The following is a 17,753-nucleotide window of genomic DNA, read 5'->3' on the forward strand; positions in this document are numbered from 1 at the left end:
TTCCGGCAGCCCCCTAACGGGAAAACCGCACCGGTACCTGGAGGCTCATGCGCGGGCCGGCGATATCGCCGGGAAATTTCGGCATGGGCGCGGCGCGGCGGACCATGTCCAGGGCGGCCTGGTCGAGAAGGGCGTGTCCGGAAGATCCGGCAAGCCGGATGCCCGACACCGACCCGTCACGTGAAATCGTGAACGCCACCCGCGCCGTGCCTTCCAGGCTTTTTCGCCGGGCTTGCGGCGGATAGCGTTTGGCGCGGCGCAGTTTGGCGACCACCTTGCCCTTGTAATTCGATGCCGCCTTGGTGCCGCCGTCCTTTGACTTGGCGTTTGCCCGGCCATTGGCGTTGGAGTGCGCCGTCCGGCTTGTCACCCGTTCCCCGCCTTTTCGGGAACTGGCTTCCGCCCCTTTGGCCTGCGCGGTCCTGGCCTTCCCCTCCGGTGCCTTTTGGGGCTCGGTCTTGCGGACAGGCGGTTTCGGCTTGGCTCTCGGGGACTGCGTGACGGCCGCCAGAGGGTCTTCGAGTGCTCTCAGCACCTCCTGCTCCTGCGTGACCGGTTTCGCCGGTTCGACGGTTTGTGCCGCATCGACCCGGGCGAGTTCGACCGGTTTCTGCTCCAGAGCCTGTTCTACCGGCTGGACTGGCTTCGAGGGCTTGACCGCCTTGACCGGTTCGATAGCGGTCACGCCTTGGACAAGCGGGACTGTTGCGCCCGTCGCAACGACCTCGGCAGGAACCGGTTCCATGATGGGGTGCGCAGGCGTCACGGGGGTGACTTCGGCCAGTTTGACCGGTTCGCGCACCGGGGCCAGCGGTTCGGTGTCCGGTTCGACCTTCTCGGCCGGCGCGGTTTCAGAGACCACCTCCGCCTTGGCCCCGGCAACCAGATCTTCAATCGAGCCGATCACGGCAACACTGCCGCCTTCGGAGGCGGCAATCGACACCTCATCCGGATCCTCGGCAAAAAAAGCCGACCCGGTGCCGTGCAGCACCAGAGAGACAATGGCACCCACCGCCAGGAAACGCGGGAAGTTCACGGTGCACCCCGCCGCGTGATCAGGACGATGTCGGTCCGGCCGGCCGCTTTAAGTTCGTTCAAGACCTTTTCCAGCAGGTCCGCCCTCAAGTCTCCGTCTGCTGCCAGCTTGAGGGAGCCGGTCTCCGCACCGTCCTTTTGCGCCAGCCAGGAGCCAACAGACATTTCGGCGTCGCCGGCAAAGGTCCTGCCATCCTTATCGACAACCAGCGCGCCGGTGGCGCGGATGGTTTCGTCCTCGAGAATGTTCAAAGGCGGTTCAACCTTGCGCGCATCGTCCCGGGCGAGCGATCCGGCAAACAGGAAGAAGATCAGCATCAGGAAAACAACATTGATCAGGGGGATCGTGTTTTCCGGAGGTTCCCGGTGCTGTGGCGGTGTCAGGCGCATGCGTTTAATTCCCGGTCACCAGAACCGTCCTGAGGCCGGTCCGGCGCGCGGCGGACATGACATCGACCACATCCTGCACATGTGCTTCCGGTCCGGACCAGATCGCGATGACGGCGTTTTCCTTCAGGCCAGACAAACGGGCCACAAGGTCTGTCTTCATCAATGGGCTGCCGTTCAGGTCCAGTATGTCGGCCGTATGAATGCGCAGGTACGCGGGCTTCAGATCCGCGCCGCCGCCCGCCGCTCCGCTTGAAACGTCGAGCGACTGATAGCGGGTGAAACTGGAGGCCAGCATGAAAAACAGCAGCAGCAGGAAGATGACGTCGATAAGCGAAGTCAGACCGACCGGCCTGCGGCGTGCGCGCGGCCTATAGGGCATGCCTCGGCTCCGTTGCCTCGAACGGCAGAACCCTGGCGCCACCGCACTCTGTGATCGCGCCGGTGAAGAACGCCGTGACCAGCGCTTCCAGTTCCGCCTGTTCGGCTTCGATCCGGCTGTCGAACCAGCCGACAATAGCAGAGACCGGAATGGCAACGGCAAGACCGACGGCCGTGGTCATCAGCGCAACCCAGATACCGCCCGCCAGGACGGACGGATCGACGGCGGCCCCCGCGCCCTGCATCGCCCGGAAAGCCTCGATCATGCCGAGCACCGTGCCGAGCAGGCCGATCAGCGGTGCCGTCTGGGCGATCATGTCCAAGGGTCTCAAATAGGCCCTCAGGGAATTGAGACGCAGGACACAGATCCGTTCGATGTCCTCTTTCAGGAGCGAGGTATCGGCATGCGCTTGGGCGCTGCCCTGAAACAGCTTGAACAGGACGCCGGCAACGCAGGACTTTCCACCTCCGGCCATGTTCAGGGCGTCCCGGGTTCTGCCATCCAGCCAGAGGCGAAGGGCTTTGCGGGCAGAACCAAACCGGCCAACGCCCATCACCGCGAATTGCAGGACCTTGGCCGCGATCAGGGCAACGGCGACCAGTGACAGAAGCAGAAGCAGAAGTACAACGGGGCCACCCTGGTCGACCAGGCCGGTCAGGGGCGACAGAAACTGCGGCAGCGCAAACTCTTTGATGTCGGGCATGTCACTCCACTCCCGGGTTTGGGGTCAAAGGATCAGGTCGATGTCGGACCGGGACGACAGGCGCAGCAAGGGCAGGCAGTCCGCGCCAGCGCTCCCACCGATCTCACAGGCCCGGACGTCGTTCAAAAGAACACGGGCAATGCTCGCGCAGTCGCCCTTCAAAACGTCATACTGGCGTACTCTTGTCTTGCCGGCGGGCAGTCCACCGAAATCAACGGCCGCGTAGCCGCTGACGCCTTCGGACGTGTCGAACACCACCAGATCCAGCCCGAGCGCCTGAACGGTGTCGGCCAGATCATTGCGAATGACGAAGGTCAGCCGGCAGGCATCGTCCACGGTCACGGCCTCGTTCAGCTGGATCGAAATCATCTCCGCCGGCTGGGCCACGGCGGTGGGGGCTGTCAGGGGCCATGACAGGCAGGTCAGAGCCGCCAGCACCGGAACCAGAAATTTTTGCATCCTGTCGCTTTCCCCTCGACGCCCGGCTGCGACAACCGGTCCCTTCGGGACGCGACAGTCGCGGGCCAATTCAAAGTTGCTGGAGAGTTCTCGAGGCTGGGGCGGTGCGCGTCTTCTCAGGTGAGGCGGCTCCCTGCCCTGGCAGGTGTCTGTCAGCTTTCCGGTGCCCCGTTCCGGGCAGCCCTAAAAGCTGAGTTATATATTCATAATTTAACAGCCGCCGTCAACTGGAAGCTTCACGACGGCTGGACGTTCTCTCCACAAAGCGGAATTGGGTCGCGTCTAAGAGAAACAAACGCTCCAAAAAGAAACCGGCGGCACGGTGAAAACCGGCCGCCGGACATCTGCAGGACTGATTGTTCCGCTCTTAGAACTCGATGGCGCGGTCGCCGTCGGCGTCCTTGATCCGGGTCGGCAGGCCGATGCGGTTCAGGATACCGAGGAACGGATGCGGCGGCAGTTCTTCCACATTGGCCATCTTCTTGACGTCCCACTCGCCAGTGGCAATCAGCATGGCGGCGGCAACCGGCGGCACGCCGGCGGTGTAGGAGATGCCCTGGCTTCCGACTTCCCTGTAGGCTTCGGCGTGGTCGGCGACGTTGTAGATGAACACCTCGTGTTCCTTGCCGTCCTTGATGCCTTTCACGAAATCGCCTATGCAGGTCTTGCCTTCATATTCCGGCGCCAGCGAGGACGGATCCGGCAGGCAGGCCTTGACCACCTTCAGCGGCACGACTTCCAGGCCTTCAGCCGTGGTGACAGGCTGCTCGGACAGGAGACCGATGTTCTTCAGGACGGTGAAGACATTGATGTAGTGCTCGCCAAAACCCATCCAGAAGCGCACATCGGCGCCGTCCATGTTCTTCGACAGCGAATGCACCTCGTCATGGCCGCAGAGATAGGCCATGCGCTTGCCGACCACCGGCAGGTCGTATTCCTTGCCGATCTCGAACATCCTGTTTTCCTGCCACTCGCCCTTCTGCCAGGAATAGACCGTGCCGGTGAATTCGCGGAAGTTGATTTCCGGATCGAAATTGGTGGCGAAATACTGTTTGTGGCTGCCGGCGTTGATGTCGACGATGTCGACCTCGGTCACCTTGTCGAGATAGTCGTCCTTGGCAAGGCGCGCATAGGCGTTGACGACGCCCGGATCGAAGCCCGCGCCCAGAATGGCGGTGACGCCCGCCTTCTCGCATTCCTCGGCCCGTTTCCATTCGTAGTTGGCATACCAGGGCGGCGTTTCGCAGATCTTGCCCGGTTCTTCGTGAATGGCCGTGTCGATATAGGCGGCGCCGGTCTTGATGCAGGCGCTGAGCACCGACATGTTGAGGAAGGCGGTGCCGACATTGATGACGATCTCGGACTTGGTCTTCCGGATCAGCTCGGCGGTCGCGTCGATGTCGAGTGCGTTGAGTTCGTGGCCTTCCAGAACGCCAGGCTGTTTCATCGCGTTCTTTTCATGAACGGTCTTGATGATCTCGTCGCATTTGGCACCGGTGCGCGAGGCAATGTGAATGTCGCCGAGGACATCGTTGTTCTGCGCGCATTTATGCGCCACCACCTGGGCGACACCGCCGGCGCCGATGATGAGAACGTTCTTTTTCATGAGGGTCGTACCTTCCTTGGAACTTGGGGGTGTTCGGGTTCAAGTCTCAGGACAGACTTTGTTCGTAATCCTGGTAGGTGAATTCGCGGACGGGCACGATCGTGCCATCCAGCTCCTTCATCGCGATGGCCGGCATCTTCACACCGTTGAACCAGTTTTTCTTGACCATCGTGTAACCGGCCGCGTCCTGGATGGAAACGCGGTCGCCGGTCTTGAGTTCATTCGGGAACCTGAATTCCCCGAAAATGTCCCCGGCAAGGCAGGACTTGCCGCAGATCATGTAGGGGTGATCGCCCTCGTTCGGTGAAACCTTGGCGCTCTCGCGGTAGATCAGGAGGTCCAGCATATGCGCCTCGATCGAGGCGTCGACGATGGCGAGGTTCTTGCCGTTGAACAGGGTGTCGAGCACGGTGGTTTCCAGCGTCGTCGACTTTGTGATCGAGGCTTCGCCCGGCTCCAGATAGACCTGGACGCCGTAGGTTTCGGAAAACGCCTTCAGCCGGTCGGCGAAGCGATCCAGCGGATAATCCTCGCCGGTGAAATGAATGCCGCCGCCAAGGCTGACCCACTCCGCCTGTTTCAACAGCGAGCCGAATTTTGCCTCGATATCGCCGAGCATGCGGTCGAACAGGTCAAAATCGGCATTCTCGCAATTGTTGTGGATCATGAAGCCGCTGATCCGGTCCATGATCCTTTCCACCTTGGCGACATCCCATTCGCCGAGACGCGAGAACGGGCGTGCCGGGTCGGCCAGGTCAAAACTGGAAGAACTCACCTGCGGGTTCAGCCGCAGGCCGCGCACGATGCCAGTGGACTTGTCGGCGAAGCGCTCCAGCTGGCTGATCGAGTTGAAGATGATCTTGTCGGCGTGAGAAATCACTTCGTCGATTTCATAATCCGCATAGGCGACGGAATAGGCATGGGTTTCCTTGCCGAACCGCTCATGGCCGAGGCGGACCTCGTTCAGCGAGGACGAGGTGGTGCCGTCCATGTAGTCGCGCATGAAATCGAACACGCACCAGGTGGCGAAACATTTCAGCGCCAGCAGCGCCTTGGCACCCGAGCGCTCACGCACATAGGCGATCTTTTCCAGGTTGCGGAGCAGGCCGGACTTGTCGATCAGGTAGTAGGGGGTCTGGAGCATGTCTGTCTAACGTCGCTGCTGGAGGCGGCCGCCTCTGGTGAAATTGGCCGCGGGATACATGGTCTCGGGACGTCTGCAAGAGCCGAAAACAGCCCTGGCGCCAACGTCAGGTCAGACGGTTACCCGCGCCCAACGAAGGTCGGCACCGGTTCCGGGAGGGACAGATAGCGTCTCAGGGCATGTGTCATCAAGGCGGCGGGGAAACTTTTCCTGCCTCAAGCGCCGGGTTTTCCTTCGGCGAAAGCCAATTTATGTGTTCGCAATCACTGGGGTAAGTGCCGAACGGTTCTATCCTGCGCTTGGATCAAGACCGGTGGCGTCTGGCGCCTGCCGGCAGGTGTTTGTGGGCTTGAGCATATGACCGAGACCTGGAAAGGACCGGCTGATGATTACGATAACCTCACCCTCAATGGTGTTTAACGACGCCCGCTCAAACCGGCTGTTCACGATGGATGTGACACAAGCGGTTGCCGCGACGGACACACAACGTGCGCTCGTCGACAAGGTGGTAGCGGCCGCTGCCCGCGCCACCGGAAACCGTCTCGACAACCTGATCCTCAACGCACACGGCACGCCCGGCAGCTTCCAGATCGGCACCGGGCTGAACATCAACACGATGTCTCCCTGGGCGGATGTGAAAAACAAGGTTTTCAAGATCTGGTTTCGCGGCTGTCTCGTCGCCCGCATCGCCGGCGCCCAAACGGCCAGCCACGGCGATGGCGCCGCCCTGCGGGCCTACGGCGTCAATTCCGGCAATGGTCACGCCTTCATCAGCGCGTTTGCACGGCTGACGGGCTGCTATGTGGTTGCGCCGACGGAAATGCAAAGCGCCGCCCGGCACCGCTCCAGCTATCCGCGCGGCCAGCTGGACAGCTATGAAGGCCTGTTGTTGAGCTACGATCCGCAGGGCAATATCAGCTGGCAACACCGCTACCCGTCGCTGTATGGCCACGACACCACGGCTCGCACGGCCCGCATGCCGAACCGGGAGTGAGTTTCAGCAGCGTCAATCCGCTGCGCTGCCACGATAGCTCTGTTCCAGCTCGATCAGGCGCTGCTTTCGCCACAGGCCGCCGCCATAGCCGGTGAGCGAGCCGTCCGCACCGATCACCCGATGGCACGGCACCACCAGGGCCAGCTGGTTGGCGCCGTTGGCGCGAGCAACCGCCCGCACCGCTTCCGGCCGGCCGAGTTTTCGGGCCAGTTCCGAATAGCTGCGCGTTTCGCCCGGAGGGATCGAAAGGAGTTCCCGCCAGACATCCCGCGTGAAGGCACTGCCATGGAGCGCGAGCTTTGTCTCAAAGGACCCGCCCGTGCCGTCGAAGAACCGGTCCAGCTCCGCCTGGATCTGGTCCGTCACCCCGGTGCGGCCAAAACCGATCTCGCCCTTGGCATAGCCCTGCAGCTTGCGGAATTCCGCCGGCAGGGCCTTGCGGTCGAGAAACTCCAGAAGATGCAGCTGCGTCCGGTCGGTGACCGCGACCAGCGGCCCGAGCGGCGAGGATACCCAGTCGGCATAAAGCAACGGCTTGGAGGAGAAGGTTCCGGGTGCCTGACCGAGAATGCGGGCAAAGGCCTCGCGGAAGGCGCTCGGCGATTCAAAGCCCGCTGTGAGCTGGGCATCGATCACCTTGCCGCCTCCGGCCAGCGTCGAGAAGCCTTCCTGCAGGCGCCGCTGACGGGCCATTTCCAGGAAAGTCATGCCGAAATGGCGCTTGAAGGCCCGGCGAACGGTCGAGGGGTCGAAACCCATGCGGACAAGATCCGGCTCGCCCCAGCGATAGGCCGGCCGCTTTTCCAACGCCTCGATCAGCGGCTTCACCACCGGGTCGGCGCTTGCCTCGGGTGTCGTCGGCCGGCAGCGCTTGCACGGCCGGAACCCGGCCTCGATGCATTCGCCGACTGTCTCGTGAAAGGTGCAGTTTTCCGGCTTCGGCTTGCGGGCCGGACAGGTGAGACGGCAGAAGATGCCGGTCGAGGCGACACAGACAAAAACGCGTCCGTCATAGGACGGATCGCGGTTGAGCAGGGCCTCGTAAAGGGTGTCGAAAGAGGGTCTTGTCATCAGCATGAGCCGACCATACGCCCACAGCCACGCGAATTCAGCCGGAAATCGGGCATCTATTTCAGATGCCCATCCAGTCGCTCCGGGCCGTGCCTTCCACTCCGAAAACAAGGCTTGCTGTTGACGTTGTGAACTAGACCAGGCCGACGGACTGCCGGACATCCTCGTCGCGCAGGGAACAGTCGACACCGCGATAGGCATCGCCCGCGTCCGTGCACAGCCAGGAGATCGCCTCGCCGACCCATTCGGCCGGAATATGCACCGACGGATCGAGCTGGCTAACCGGGTTGATGCCGGACGCCTTGATGTCGACCTGCATCTTGGTGGCAACGGTGCCCGGGCTGAGGCCGACGATGCGCAGGCCCTGGTCGCCGAATTCCTTGTCGGCGCAGCGGGTCAGCGACAGGGCGGCGGCCTTGGAAGCGCAATACTGACTCCAGCCTTCGAGCGCGCCGGTGGCCGCACCGGAACTGATGTTCACAATGGTGCCTGCGCCTTTTTTCAGCATGTGCGGCGCGACAGCACGGATGCCGTGATAGACGCCCTTCACGTTGATATCGATGACCTGGCCCCAGGCGTCCGGATCGGACTTTTCGATCCGGGCAATCGGCTCGATCACGCCGGCATTGTTCACCAGAATGTCGATGCCACCGAACGTGTCGATGCACAGCTGGACGGCCTTTTGCACGTCTTCATAGTTGGCAACATCGCAGGTGACCGATGCGGCTTCGGCACCGCTTTCCCGGATTTCCGCGGCGATGCGGTCGATATCCTTGGCCGAACGGGCGGCGAGCACCACCTTGGCACCGTATTTCGCAAGGCTGCGGGCGGCGGCTTCGCCAATCCCCCGGCTGGCGCCGGTGACCAGGGCAACCTGCCCCGACAAATCAAACATGTAACGTCCCCTGCTTGGTCCGGCTCCTTGGCCGGTCGTATTCTATTGCGGACCATAATGCGGCGGCCTTCAGGAATAAACAGCGCTTTTGCAGCAGCGTCCTGCAGCATCTGCACGAATGCCGACCGCGAACCGCACTGACTAATTGACTTTTGGGACCGTCTCTAGTGGTTTGATCGCACAGCACGAAAAAGCGAATGAAGGGGCTGACCGGATGGCGGCGGCAAAATCGGCGATGCAGAAAGTCTTGCGCCAGATGTATTTCGGCGGCAGCCTGAAGGCACGCGTCTTCCGCTATGTCCTGCTGGCCTTCGACCTGATCACGATCGGCTATTTCATCGTGTCCTCGGTCTATGACCCGGCCCGTCTGCACCACGAGCTGGACTACGTCATTGCCGGTGTGCTGCTGCTCGACTATGTCGCGCGGCTGATCGCCTCGTCCAGGCCGAGCCGGGATTTCTTCAGCTTTACCTCGCTCGCCGATGTGGTGGTCATCGCCTCGCTGATCGCTCCGGCCTTCCTGGAGAATTTCGCCTTCCTGCGCGTGGTGCGCATGCTCCGTCTGATGCGCTCCTATCACTTGCTGAAAGAGCTGCGCCAGTCCTCGAAATGGTTCCGGCGCAACGAGGACATTCTTCAGTCGGCGGTCAATCTGATGGTGTTCATCTTCGTGGTCACGGCCATCGTTTTCGTCATCGAGGACGACCGCAATCCGAACATCAACAACTACCTCGACGCGCTCTATTTCACGGTTACCACGCTGACCACGACCGGCTTCGGCGACATCACCATGACCGACAGCGTCGGCCGGCTGATGACGGTCATGATCATGATCTTCGGCGTCGCCCTGTTCCTGCGGCTGGTGCAGACCATCTTCCGCCCGACCAAAGTGAATTATGCCTGCCCCGATTGCGGTCTCAACCGGCACGACCCGGACGCCGTCCACTGCAAGCATTGCGGCCGCACGATCAACATCCCGACCGAGGGCGCCTGGGAATGACCGCTTGTCCTCTCGCTGATTTGTGAAGACAGACCGCTGGACAATTGTCCGCCGAGGCCCATCCTTACCGGCGGCACCGGAACGCCCCGGTGAGCGCTGAAAGGGTTGGTCGATGCAGACACATTGCAAGTCCTTCTGGAAAACCGTTTGTTGTGCCATGGCGCTGTCGCTGGCCGCGAGCACCGCCCAGGCCGCCGGCGACACAGGCTGCGGCGAGGAGATCCCGTGCGAGCTGAAGGGCGGCGACTATTACATTCACCTGCCGACAGACCATCCCGCGGATCAGCCGCTCGGCGCGATCTTCTATCTGCACGGCCATCGCGGCAAGGCGGTCAACGCGATCCGCAACAAGAGCTTTCAGAAAATGGCCGACGAGCTCGGCGTTGCCTTCGTCGCCGTCCAGGGCGTCAACGGCACCTGGTCCTTCCCGACCGCGCCCCGTCAACGCCGCGACGAAACGGCCTTTTTCGAGGACGTGCTTTACGACCTTTCCAAGCGCTTCGGCGTCGACCGCGAGCGCACGCTGCTCTCCGGTTTTTCCTCCGGCGGCTTCATGACCTGGTATGTGGCCTGCGAGGACTCGCACCGCTTTTCCGGCTATGCGCCGATCGCCGGCGCCTTCTGGGAACCGCTGCCCAAGGATTGCCCCACCGAACCGCCCTATCTCTTCCACACGCATGGCACCACCGACACGGTGGTGCCGCTGGAAGGCCGCTGGCTTGGCGGGGGCCAGTGGAAACAGGGCGACGTCTTTGAAAGCTTCGCCATCTGGCGCCGCCAGAACGGCCTCGCCGAGACCGAGCCGAAAACCTTCACCGACGGCAAGCTGACCTGCGAACGCTGGCAGCCCAAGACCGGCCTCCTCGAACTCTGCCTCCACGACGGCGGCCACAGCGTCGAGGCCAATTTCATCCGCCGCGCCTGGAACGAGCTCGGCGAAATGAAAGGCTGGACGAAGAAGGGGTAGGGGCGGGGCTACATCGCTCCCCTACGGGTGTCATCCCGGGCAAGCGCAGCGCGACCCGGGACCCACTCGTTGCCAGAGCGGTTCTTGTTTGAGACAACCCCGGCAACAAATGCCCGACAGCTTTTGCAAGCGGCCCGGCGAGTAGGCCCCGGCTCAAGGCCGGGGTGACACTGCGGAATGTGGCTGTGCAACGGAAAACAGGAAGCCTTTCGTCACCCCAAGGTTTCCCTTCAGCGCCTTCCCAACTCGTCGTCGCGCATGGCCGGGATGACGCCGGAAAGGCTTCTGCTTTTCGCGAACCTCTAACCAAAATGTGAGCCGCCGTGTCCGCCGCCGCACAACGCCGCAGTTGACGTCCCCAGCTGCCTGTGCCCATCTCCGCCGAACGTGTTTCATCCCGATTGCCAGGTCCGCCCTTGTCCCAGAATACCCCCGCTCCCGGCGCCCTTGCCGGCCTTGTTGTCCTCGATCTCTCGCGCATTCTCGCCGGGCCGACCTCAACCCAGATCCTGGGCGATCTCGGCGCGGAGGTGATCAAGATCGAGCGGCCCGGGCGGGGCGACGACACACGCGGTTGGGGGCCGCCCTTCCTGAAGGACGCGCAAGGCAACGAGACCGCCGAAAGCGCTTATTATCTTTCCTCCAACCGCAACAAGGCGTCCGTCGCCATTGATCTGGCCAGCACGGACGGCCAGAAGCTGATCGCCGATCTCGCGGCCAAGGCCGATATTCTCGTCGAGAATTTCAAGGTCGGCGATCTGAAGCGCCGCGGGCTCGACTATGACACGCTGAAGACCATCAACCCGCGGCTGATCTATTGCTCGATCTCCGGCTTCGGCCAGACCGGGCCTTATGCGCATCGGGCGGGCTATGATTTCCTGATCCAGGGCATGGGCGGTATCATGTCCCTGACCGGATTTCCGGACGAGGAAGGCGGCACGGAGACCAAATGCGGCGTTGGCATCGCCGATGTCATGTGCGGCATGTACGCCACCGTGTCGATCCTGGCCGCGCTCAACCACCGCCATCAGACCGGTGAGGGCCAGCATATCGACATTTCGCTGCTGGACGCCCAGGTGTCCTGGCTGATCAACCAGGGCGCGGGTTATCTCGTCTCCGGCAAGGTGCCCGGCCGCCTCGGCAACGGCCACCCGACCATCGTGCCCTACGAGACCTTTCCGGGCGCCGACCAGACTTTCATCCTGGCCGTCGGTAATGACAGCCAGTTCCAGAAATTCTGCGCTGTCGCCGGGGCGCCGGAGCTGGCGGCGGATCCGCGTTTTGCCAAGAATGCCGACCGGGTGCGCAATCGCAAGGAGCTGGTGCCGATCATCCGCCGCCTCACCATCGAAAAGACCGCCGCCGAATGGATCGCCCAGCTGGAAGCGACCGGTGTACCCTGCGGCCCTGTCAATGACCTGGCACAGGTGTTCGACGATCCTCAGGTGCAGGCGCGCGAGATGAAGATCACCCTGCCCCATCCCCTGAGCGGCGCCGTCGACCTCATCGGCTCGCCGATCAACCTGGAAAAAACCCCGGTCAGCTACCGCGCCGCGCCGCCGCTGCTCGGCGCGGACACAGCGGATGTGCTGACCCGGCATCTGGGCCTTGCGCCCGAAACCCTTGCAGAGCTTGCGACACGCGGCATTGTTGGCCTTGAAACGGCACCAGAAGGACAGACAAAGAAATGACCACCGGCGCGGACATCATTGCGGGAAAACTGGCCTCGGCGGGCTGCCGGCATGCCTTCGGCATTCCGGGCGGCGAGGTGCTGGCGCTGATGCAGGCGCTAGATCAGGCAGGGCTGAAATTCGTGCTGGTCAAACATGAAAACGCCGGCGGCTTCATGGCCGAAGGCGGCTGGCATGCGGACGGCGCGCCGGGCGTTCTGCTCGCAACGCTCGGTCCGGGCGCGGCCAACGCCATCAACGTCGTCGCCAATGCCTGGCAGGACCGGGTGCCGCTGATTTTCCTGACCGGCTGTGTCGACCAGGGCGAAGCCGAAAGCTACACCCACCAGGTGTTCGATCACCAGCAGCTGCTGCGCCCGATCGTCAAGGCGAGCTTTTCCGCACGGCTTGGTGCGCTCGACGTCATGATGGAGAAGGCCCTCGCCATTGCCCTCGACGGCCAGCCAGGACCGGTCCATATCGACGTGCCGATCAAGGTCGCCGAAGGCGAGACCGCCGAGCCCTGGAGCCAGGCCTTTCAGGCGGCCCCCGTCGCGACCCAGCCGCTGCCCGGCAGCGACCTCGAAACCGCGCTGAGCCTGATCGCCAAGGCCAAACGCCCAATTGCGATTGCCGGCGTCGATGCCGTCAACGAAGGCGCGTCCGCCGCAATCACCCAGTTCTGCGAGACTTTCCGGGTGCCGCTGGTGACCTCCTACAAGGGCAAGGGGTTGCTAGACGAAACCCACCCGCTGGCGCTCGGCGGCGCGGGCCTTTCGCCCAAGGCGGACGGGCATCTGCTGCCGCTGATCAACCAGTCGGACTGCATCCTGCTCCTGGGCTACGACCCGATCGAGATGCGCATCAACTGGCGCAACCCCTGGTCCGCCGACGCGCCGGTGATCGACATCACCCCGGTGCTCAGGACCCACGGCATGCATTCGGTTGCCGCAACGCTGAGGGGCGCCGTGGCGCCGGTCCTGAAACTGATGGGCGAGGTCCGCGACCCGGGCGCGCCGTCCTGGACCGGCGGCGAGCCGGCAAGGACCCGAGCCGACCTCGAGGCTGCCTTCGCGCCCGAAGCCTCCGGCTGGGGCCCCGGCACCGTCTTCCACACGCTGCGCGACGTCCTGCCCGACGACACCGTTGCCACCGCCGACAGCGGCGCCCACCGCATTCTGGTCAGCCAGATCTGGCGCTGCCCGATGCCGCGCCAGATGCTGCAATCCTCCGCGCTCTGCACCATGGGCTGCGCCGTCCCGCTCGCCATGGGTCACCGCCTGGTCGAGGGTCAGTCGCCGGTGATCGCCTTTGTCGGCGACGCGGGCCTGGAAATGTGCCTCGGTGAACTCTCCACCCTGCGCGATCTGAAAATCCCGGTGATCATCTGCGTGTTGGTCGATACCAGCCTAGCCCTGATCGAACTCAAGCAACGCGGCAGCCAGCGGCCGAATGTCGGCGTCGATTTCGGCGAAACGGATTTTCCAGCGGTCGCCAGGGCCTATGGCGGGCATGGGGTCTGGGTGGAGGATGCGGATACTCTCAGGAGCGAAGCCGAGGACGCCCTGAAACGCGACGGCTTCACGCTGCTCGCCTGCCGCATCGAACGGCGAGCCTATGACGGGGCGTTTTAGAGGGGCGGATTGAAAGTGCATTGCGAATACGGATTGTGTCCCACTTCCCCTGCAATTCAATCGAAGAAGACACGCCCCAAACACCGGCGTCACCCCGGGCGAACGAAGTGAGACCCGGGGCCTACTCGTTTGCAGAGAGCAGGAACAAAGGCACCCCTTGAAGACGCATCGTGGGCTTTGGCAAGCGGGTCCCGGCTCGCGCTGCGCTTGGCCGGGATGACACCGAAGGTAACGTCTTTCACCTCAGTTTTGGCGAGAAATTGCAAACACAATTGCCTTGCCCAGTGAGAGGGGCAAGTGGCCAGGTTTGTTTCTGGGCCGGCGATCTCGTTTCGCCAGGATCCCGCATCTCCTTCCCGTGAAGGCTGTCTCGCCCCCACGGGAAGCTTTCTCATTCACGCCACCGCCGCCGGGTCCAGGAACCCGCCCGACTGCCGGTTCCAGAGCTGGGCATAGACCCCGCCCTTCTGCAGGAGCGCCTGGTGGGAGCCTTCTTCGATGATCCGGCCCTGGTCCATGATGATCAGCCGGTCCATCGCGGCGATGGTCGACAGGCGGTGGGCAATGGCGATCACCGTCTTGCCCTTCATCAGGTCGAACAGGCTCTCCTGAATGGCGGCCTCGACTTCGGAATCGAGTGCCGAGGTCGCCTCGTCCAGGACCAGGATCGGCGCGTCCTTCAGAAGCACCCGGGCAATCGCGATCCGCTGGCGCTGGCCGCCGGAGAGCTTGACACCGCGCTCGCCGACATGGGCGTCCAACCCCTGCCGCCCCCGAAAGTCCTGAAGATCAGGAATGAACGACATGGCATGGGCTTTTTCGGCCGCCCGCATGGCTTCCTCCCGGCTTGCACCGGCCCGGCCATAGACGATGTTGTCGAACACCGAGCGGTGCAGCAGCGAGGTGTCCTGGGTGACCATGCCGATCTGCGCCCGGAGGCTGTCCTGGGTGACAGCGGCGATGTCCTGGCCGTCGATCCGGATGCGCCCGCCCTCAAGGTCGTAAAAGCGCAGCAACAGGTTGACCAGGGTCGACTTGCCGGCGCCCGAGCGTCCGACCAGGCCGACTTTTTCGCCCGGCGCGATCCGGAGCGACAGGTCCTCGATGACACCCTTGTCCTGACCGTAATGGAACCGGATCCGGTCAAAGACGATCTCGCCCCTGGAAACGGCCAGCGGTTTCGCGTCCGCGCGGTCCACCAGCGTGTGCGGCCGGGAGATCGTCTGCATGCCTTCCTGCACCGTTCCGACATTTTCGAAAATGTCGGTCGTGATCCACATGATCCAGGCGGACATGTTGACGATCCGCACGGACAGTGTGATCGCCAGCGTCAGCGAGCCGACCGTGACCAGACCGCCCTGCCACAGGCTGATCCCCAGTGCGCTCAAGGACGCGATGAAGATGCCGTTGACGATCCAGAGCAGGATGACCATCAGCGTCAGCGGCCGCAGGATCTCATAGAACTTCCGTGTGTGGTCCTCCAGCGACTCGCGTGTGTAGGCTTCCTCCATCCGGCCCGCGGCAAACAGCTTCACGGTCAGGATGTTGGTGTAGCTGTCGACGATCCGTCCGGTCAGGCTCGAGCGCGCCTCGGACATGATCGCCGAGCGTTCCTTGATCTTCGGAACGAAATGGACAAGCAGCCCCACATAGATGATCAGCCAGCCGGCCAGCGGCAGGATCAGCCAGGCATCGACCCCGAGAAACAGATAGACGGCCGCCGTGACATAGATCAGCACGAACCAGATCGCATCGATCAGCGAGACGACGGAGCCGCGCAGGGAAGGCCCTGTCTGGATGATCTTGTTGGCGATCCGCCCGGCAAAATCATTGTTGAAATAGGACAGGGACTGCCCGAGCACGTGTTTGTGCGTCTGCCAGCGAATGAGGTTGGTCATGGCTGGTTCGATGATCTGGAACTTGATCATCGTGTGGCCCGCGCCGAACAGCGGGCGCAGCAGGACAACCACCACCAGCATCCAGATCAGTTCGCTGCCGTGATCGGCGAGCAGCCGGTCCGGACCGGTCGTGTTCAGATAATCGATGATCCGCCCGAGATAATCGAACAGGGCGACCTCAATGATCGAGACAAAAAACCCGAACACCATCAGCCAGGCCAGCGGCTGCCAGATCTGACGGACGAAATGCCAGTAAAACGCGCTCAACTCGGACGGCGGCGGCGTTCCGTCGTGGTGTTTGAAGGGTGAAACAATGTTTTCAAGATAGGAAAAGACCGTGTTCATCGGTCCGGTGCTCCGTTTGGCTTTGAGATTCAGGAAGGGAATCGTACCGGCACGGAGTGGCTCAAAGAGAGAAACGGGTCGCGGGCGGTACGGATGAAACGCTGATACCGACACGGGAACCGAATGTGGTCTGCGTGCCGGTCTAGATTGGACCGAGATTTCGCATGTGGCTCTCTGGGGTTGTGATGGCTTTACAACGAGGAATGGCCGCACGCTCGGAAATGTGCCTGTGGACCGACACCACCGTAGCCGTTGTTCGGGGCGGATCAAGCTGAAAGTGCCACGGGGAGGATCATCACGGTATGCACGTGTGAATTGTGCCACAGTGGTGGCGGTGATGTTGCTGCCGAATGAGCTGGATGTCCTCTGAGCCTGTTGAGCGGTCCCCATCGCAGGAATGTGATTGGCTTTGAAGGGATCGGGCCGGGTCCTATTTACCGTAACAGGAATGCGGGAATGCCCGGAACACTGGAGAGGCAATGCGTCGGTTCTTGATCTGGAGTGCGGGTTTCTTGCTTCTCAATCTCGGGCTCTGGCTGGCTGTCGTGGTGTCAGGGCTGCACACGGTCTCGGAAAACTGGCGGAGCGCCAGCCGGGCGCCCCTCGGGATCGCGCCTGATCCTCGGATTGAACGGCAAGCCGTGATCCAGGTCTATGCCGCCAGGGCCGTCAGCTGGCGGGGGTATTTCGGCGTGCACAGCTGGATCTCCATCAAGGCGCCCGAGGCCGAGTATTTCACCACATATGAGGTGACAGGCTGGCGAGTCCGCTACGGCGGGCAAGCCGTTTCCGCTTCGCGCCGCGCGCCGGACAGCCGCTGGTTCGGTTCGGAGCCCAGTTTGATTGCGGACTTTCGCGGCCGGGAAGCGGAGGCCGCCATTGCAAGGCTGCAGACGGCCATCAGCGACTACCGCCACAATGACGAATACACCGTCTGGCCGGGTCCCAACTCGAACACCTTCATCGCCCATCTCGGCCGTGTCGTCCCTGAGCTGAGACTGGACCTGCCCCCGACGGCGGTGGGCAAGGATTTCCTCTCAACCGGCCTTTGGGCCAAAGCCCCGAGCGGCACAGGCTATCAACTCTCCCTGTCCGGCCTTCTGGGTGTCCTGATCGCCTGGGAAGAGGGCCTTGAGGTCAACCTGCTTGGTCTGACTTATGGCGTTGATGTCAAGGACCTGTCGATCAAGTTACCCATGGTGGGACGGGTGGGGTTTTGAGCAAACAACATGAGGCGGGACAGAAGATCCCGGTCCTTTTTTGGGTCGGGGTCGATACCGACCTGGCGCTGTTCGGACTGAAGCATCGCGGAAGCCAGCGGTCGAATGCCAGTACCGATCTTGGGGAAACGGATTCTTCGGCCGTCGTCAGCGCATAGGACCGGCGATTTGGAGAGAAGGCATTCCAAGAGCTGAAATCTGCTGCACTGCGCAGGAATGACCAGACTGAGGCGGCAGTTGAAAGACTGCTTACGTGCAGGGGGCGGCTTTGCATGGCATTTTCCGGTTTGGCCGGAAACCCGGACATCGCCGTCCAGGGATGCGCGTGCTAGGTTGACAACCA

16 protein-coding genes are annotated in these 17,753 nt (G+C 62.6%); 6 read left to right on the forward strand and 10 right to left on the reverse strand.

Annotation, left to right across the window (positions count from 1 at the left end; genetic code table 11):
• Positions 1-13 precede the first annotated feature (13 nt).
• The 7 genes from M0H32_RS16415 to M0H32_RS16445 all read right to left on the reverse strand — a co-directional run bounded on the left by M0H32_RS16415 (position 14) and on the right by M0H32_RS16445 (position 5,716).
• Positions 14-1,036, reverse strand: coding sequence for an energy transducer TonB (locus M0H32_RS16415; protein ID WP_248155929.1), 1,023 nt, complete (start codon positions 1,034-1,036; stop codon positions 14-16).
• Positions 1,033-1,425, reverse strand: coding sequence for an ExbD/TolR family protein (locus tag M0H32_RS16420; RefSeq protein ID WP_248155931.1), 393 nt, complete (start codon positions 1,423-1,425; stop codon positions 1,033-1,035). The genes M0H32_RS16415 and M0H32_RS16420 overlap by 4 nt, the downstream gene beginning before the upstream one ends.
• A gap of 4 nt (positions 1,426-1,429) precedes the next feature.
• Positions 1,430-1,804 (reverse strand): ExbD/TolR family protein, encoded by a 375-nt coding sequence (locus M0H32_RS16425; protein ID WP_248155933.1) that lies wholly within the window; start codon positions 1,802-1,804, stop codon positions 1,430-1,432.
• Entirely contained in the window at positions 1,794-2,507 is a 714-nt protein-coding gene (locus M0H32_RS16430) for a MotA/TolQ/ExbB proton channel family protein (RefSeq protein ID WP_248155935.1), read from the reverse strand. The genes M0H32_RS16425 and M0H32_RS16430 overlap by 11 nt, the downstream gene beginning before the upstream one ends.
• Before the next feature lie 24 nt (positions 2,508-2,531).
• Positions 2,532-2,966: a hypothetical protein gene (locus tag M0H32_RS16435; protein WP_248155938.1), complete on the reverse strand. Its 435-nt coding sequence runs from the start codon at positions 2,964-2,966 to the stop codon at positions 2,532-2,534.
• 367 nt (positions 2,967-3,333) lie between these two features.
• A complete protein-coding gene (locus M0H32_RS16440; RefSeq protein ID WP_248155940.1) occupies positions 3,334-4,572 on the reverse strand; it encodes a saccharopine dehydrogenase family protein in 1,239 nt (412 codons plus the stop codon).
• A 46-nt stretch (positions 4,573-4,618) separates the two neighbouring features.
• Positions 4,619-5,716, reverse strand: coding sequence for a carboxynorspermidine decarboxylase (locus M0H32_RS16445; RefSeq protein ID WP_248155942.1), 1,098 nt, complete (start codon positions 5,714-5,716; stop codon positions 4,619-4,621).
• 385 nt (positions 5,717-6,101) lie between these two features.
• On the opposite strand from M0H32_RS16445, the gene M0H32_RS16450 reads away from it, so the two are divergent.
• Positions 6,102-6,710 carry a hypothetical protein gene (locus M0H32_RS16450; protein ID WP_248155944.1) on the forward strand — a complete coding sequence of 203 codons (609 nt, stop codon included), beginning with the start codon at positions 6,102-6,104 and terminating at the stop codon, positions 6,708-6,710.
• 12 nt (positions 6,711-6,722) lie between these two features.
• Here M0H32_RS16450 and M0H32_RS16455 read toward each other — a convergent pair whose 3' ends face one another.
• Both M0H32_RS16455 and M0H32_RS16460 read right to left on the reverse strand, forming a co-directional pair.
• Positions 6,723-7,787 carry a bifunctional transcriptional activator/DNA repair enzyme AdaA gene (locus M0H32_RS16455; RefSeq protein WP_248155946.1) on the reverse strand — a complete coding sequence of 355 codons (1,065 nt, stop codon included), beginning with the start codon at positions 7,785-7,787 and terminating at the stop codon, positions 6,723-6,725.
• A gap of 127 nt (positions 7,788-7,914) precedes the next feature.
• Complete coding sequence (locus M0H32_RS16460; RefSeq protein WP_248155948.1) at positions 7,915-8,676, reverse strand: SDR family oxidoreductase; 762 nt, start codon at positions 8,674-8,676, stop codon at positions 7,915-7,917.
• Positions 8,677-8,890: 214 nt separating this feature from the next.
• Here M0H32_RS16460 and M0H32_RS16465 point away from each other — a divergent pair, with 214 nt between their 5' ends.
• From M0H32_RS16465 to M0H32_RS16480, 4 genes are all read left to right on the forward strand, one after another.
• Positions 8,891-9,676, forward strand: coding sequence for an ion channel (locus M0H32_RS16465; RefSeq protein WP_248155950.1), 786 nt, complete (start codon positions 8,891-8,893; stop codon positions 9,674-9,676).
• Positions 9,677-9,788: 112 nt separating this feature from the next.
• Positions 9,789-10,643, forward strand: a complete 855-nt coding sequence (locus M0H32_RS16470) for a CE1 family esterase (RefSeq protein ID WP_248155952.1) — start codon at positions 9,789-9,791, stop codon at positions 10,641-10,643.
• Positions 10,644-11,059: 416 nt separating this feature from the next.
• Positions 11,060-12,334, forward strand: a complete 1,275-nt coding sequence (locus tag M0H32_RS16475) for a CaiB/BaiF CoA transferase family protein (protein ID WP_248155954.1) — start codon at positions 11,060-11,062, stop codon at positions 12,332-12,334.
• Positions 12,331-13,947, forward strand: a complete 1,617-nt coding sequence (locus M0H32_RS16480) for a thiamine pyrophosphate-binding protein (RefSeq protein ID WP_248155956.1) — start codon at positions 12,331-12,333, stop codon at positions 13,945-13,947. The genes M0H32_RS16475 and M0H32_RS16480 overlap by 4 nt, the downstream gene beginning before the upstream one ends.
• Before the next feature lie 395 nt (positions 13,948-14,342).
• Here the strand turns inward: M0H32_RS16480 and M0H32_RS16485 are convergent, their stop codons facing one another.
• A complete protein-coding gene (locus M0H32_RS16485) occupies positions 14,343-16,190 on the reverse strand; it encodes an ABC transporter ATP-binding protein (RefSeq protein ID WP_248155958.1) in 1,848 nt (615 codons plus the stop codon).
• A 479-nt stretch (positions 16,191-16,669) separates the two neighbouring features.
• Between M0H32_RS16485 and M0H32_RS16490 the strand changes: the two genes are divergently transcribed.
• On the forward strand, positions 16,670-17,410 hold the full coding sequence (locus M0H32_RS16490) for a DUF3750 domain-containing protein (protein ID WP_248155960.1): 741 nt from the start codon (positions 16,670-16,672) through the stop codon (positions 17,408-17,410).
• Positions 17,411-17,753 lie beyond the last annotated feature (343 nt).

This window comes from Roseibium sediminicola (assembly GCF_023156505.1).
Taxonomy (GTDB): domain Bacteria; phylum Pseudomonadota; class Alphaproteobacteria; order Rhizobiales; family Stappiaceae; genus Roseibium; species Roseibium sediminicola.

What these genes read in the sequence shown, in the direction of transcription:
- M0H32_RS16455 (WP_248155946.1), bottom strand. Translation starts at nt 7,787, where the DNA reads ATGCTGATGACAAGACCCTCTTTCGACACCCTTTACGAGGCCCTGCTC.
- M0H32_RS16460 (WP_248155948.1), bottom strand. Translation starts at nt 8,676, where the DNA reads ATGTTTGATTTGTCGGGGCAGGTTGCCCTGGTCACCGGCGCCAGCCGG.
- M0H32_RS16470 (WP_248155952.1), top strand. Translation starts at nt 9,789, where the DNA reads ATGCAGACACATTGCAAGTCCTTCTGGAAAACCGTTTGTTGTGCCATG.
- M0H32_RS16440 (WP_248155940.1), bottom strand. Translation starts at nt 4,572, where the DNA reads ATGAAAAAGAACGTTCTCATCATCGGCGCCGGCGGTGTCGCCCAGGTG.
- M0H32_RS16485 (WP_248155958.1), bottom strand. Translation starts at nt 16,190, where the DNA reads ATGAACACGGTCTTTTCCTATCTTGAAAACATTGTTTCACCCTTCAAA.
- M0H32_RS16490 (WP_248155960.1), top strand. Translation starts at nt 16,670, where the DNA reads ATGCGTCGGTTCTTGATCTGGAGTGCGGGTTTCTTGCTTCTCAATCTC.
- M0H32_RS16420 (WP_248155931.1), bottom strand. Translation starts at nt 1,425, where the DNA reads ATGCGCCTGACACCGCCACAGCACCGGGAACCTCCGGAAAACACGATC.
- M0H32_RS16445 (WP_248155942.1), bottom strand. Translation starts at nt 5,716, where the DNA reads ATGCTCCAGACCCCCTACTACCTGATCGACAAGTCCGGCCTGCTCCGC.
- M0H32_RS16450 (WP_248155944.1), top strand. Translation starts at nt 6,102, where the DNA reads ATGATTACGATAACCTCACCCTCAATGGTGTTTAACGACGCCCGCTCA.
- M0H32_RS16430 (WP_248155935.1), bottom strand. Translation starts at nt 2,507, where the DNA reads ATGCCCGACATCAAAGAGTTTGCGCTGCCGCAGTTTCTGTCGCCCCTG.
- M0H32_RS16435 (WP_248155938.1), bottom strand. Translation starts at nt 2,966, where the DNA reads ATGCAAAAATTTCTGGTTCCGGTGCTGGCGGCTCTGACCTGCCTGTCA.
- M0H32_RS16465 (WP_248155950.1), top strand. Translation starts at nt 8,891, where the DNA reads ATGGCGGCGGCAAAATCGGCGATGCAGAAAGTCTTGCGCCAGATGTAT.
- M0H32_RS16425 (WP_248155933.1), bottom strand. Translation starts at nt 1,804, where the DNA reads ATGCCCTATAGGCCGCGCGCACGCCGCAGGCCGGTCGGTCTGACTTCG.
- M0H32_RS16480 (WP_248155956.1), top strand. Translation starts at nt 12,331, where the DNA reads ATGACCACCGGCGCGGACATCATTGCGGGAAAACTGGCCTCGGCGGGC.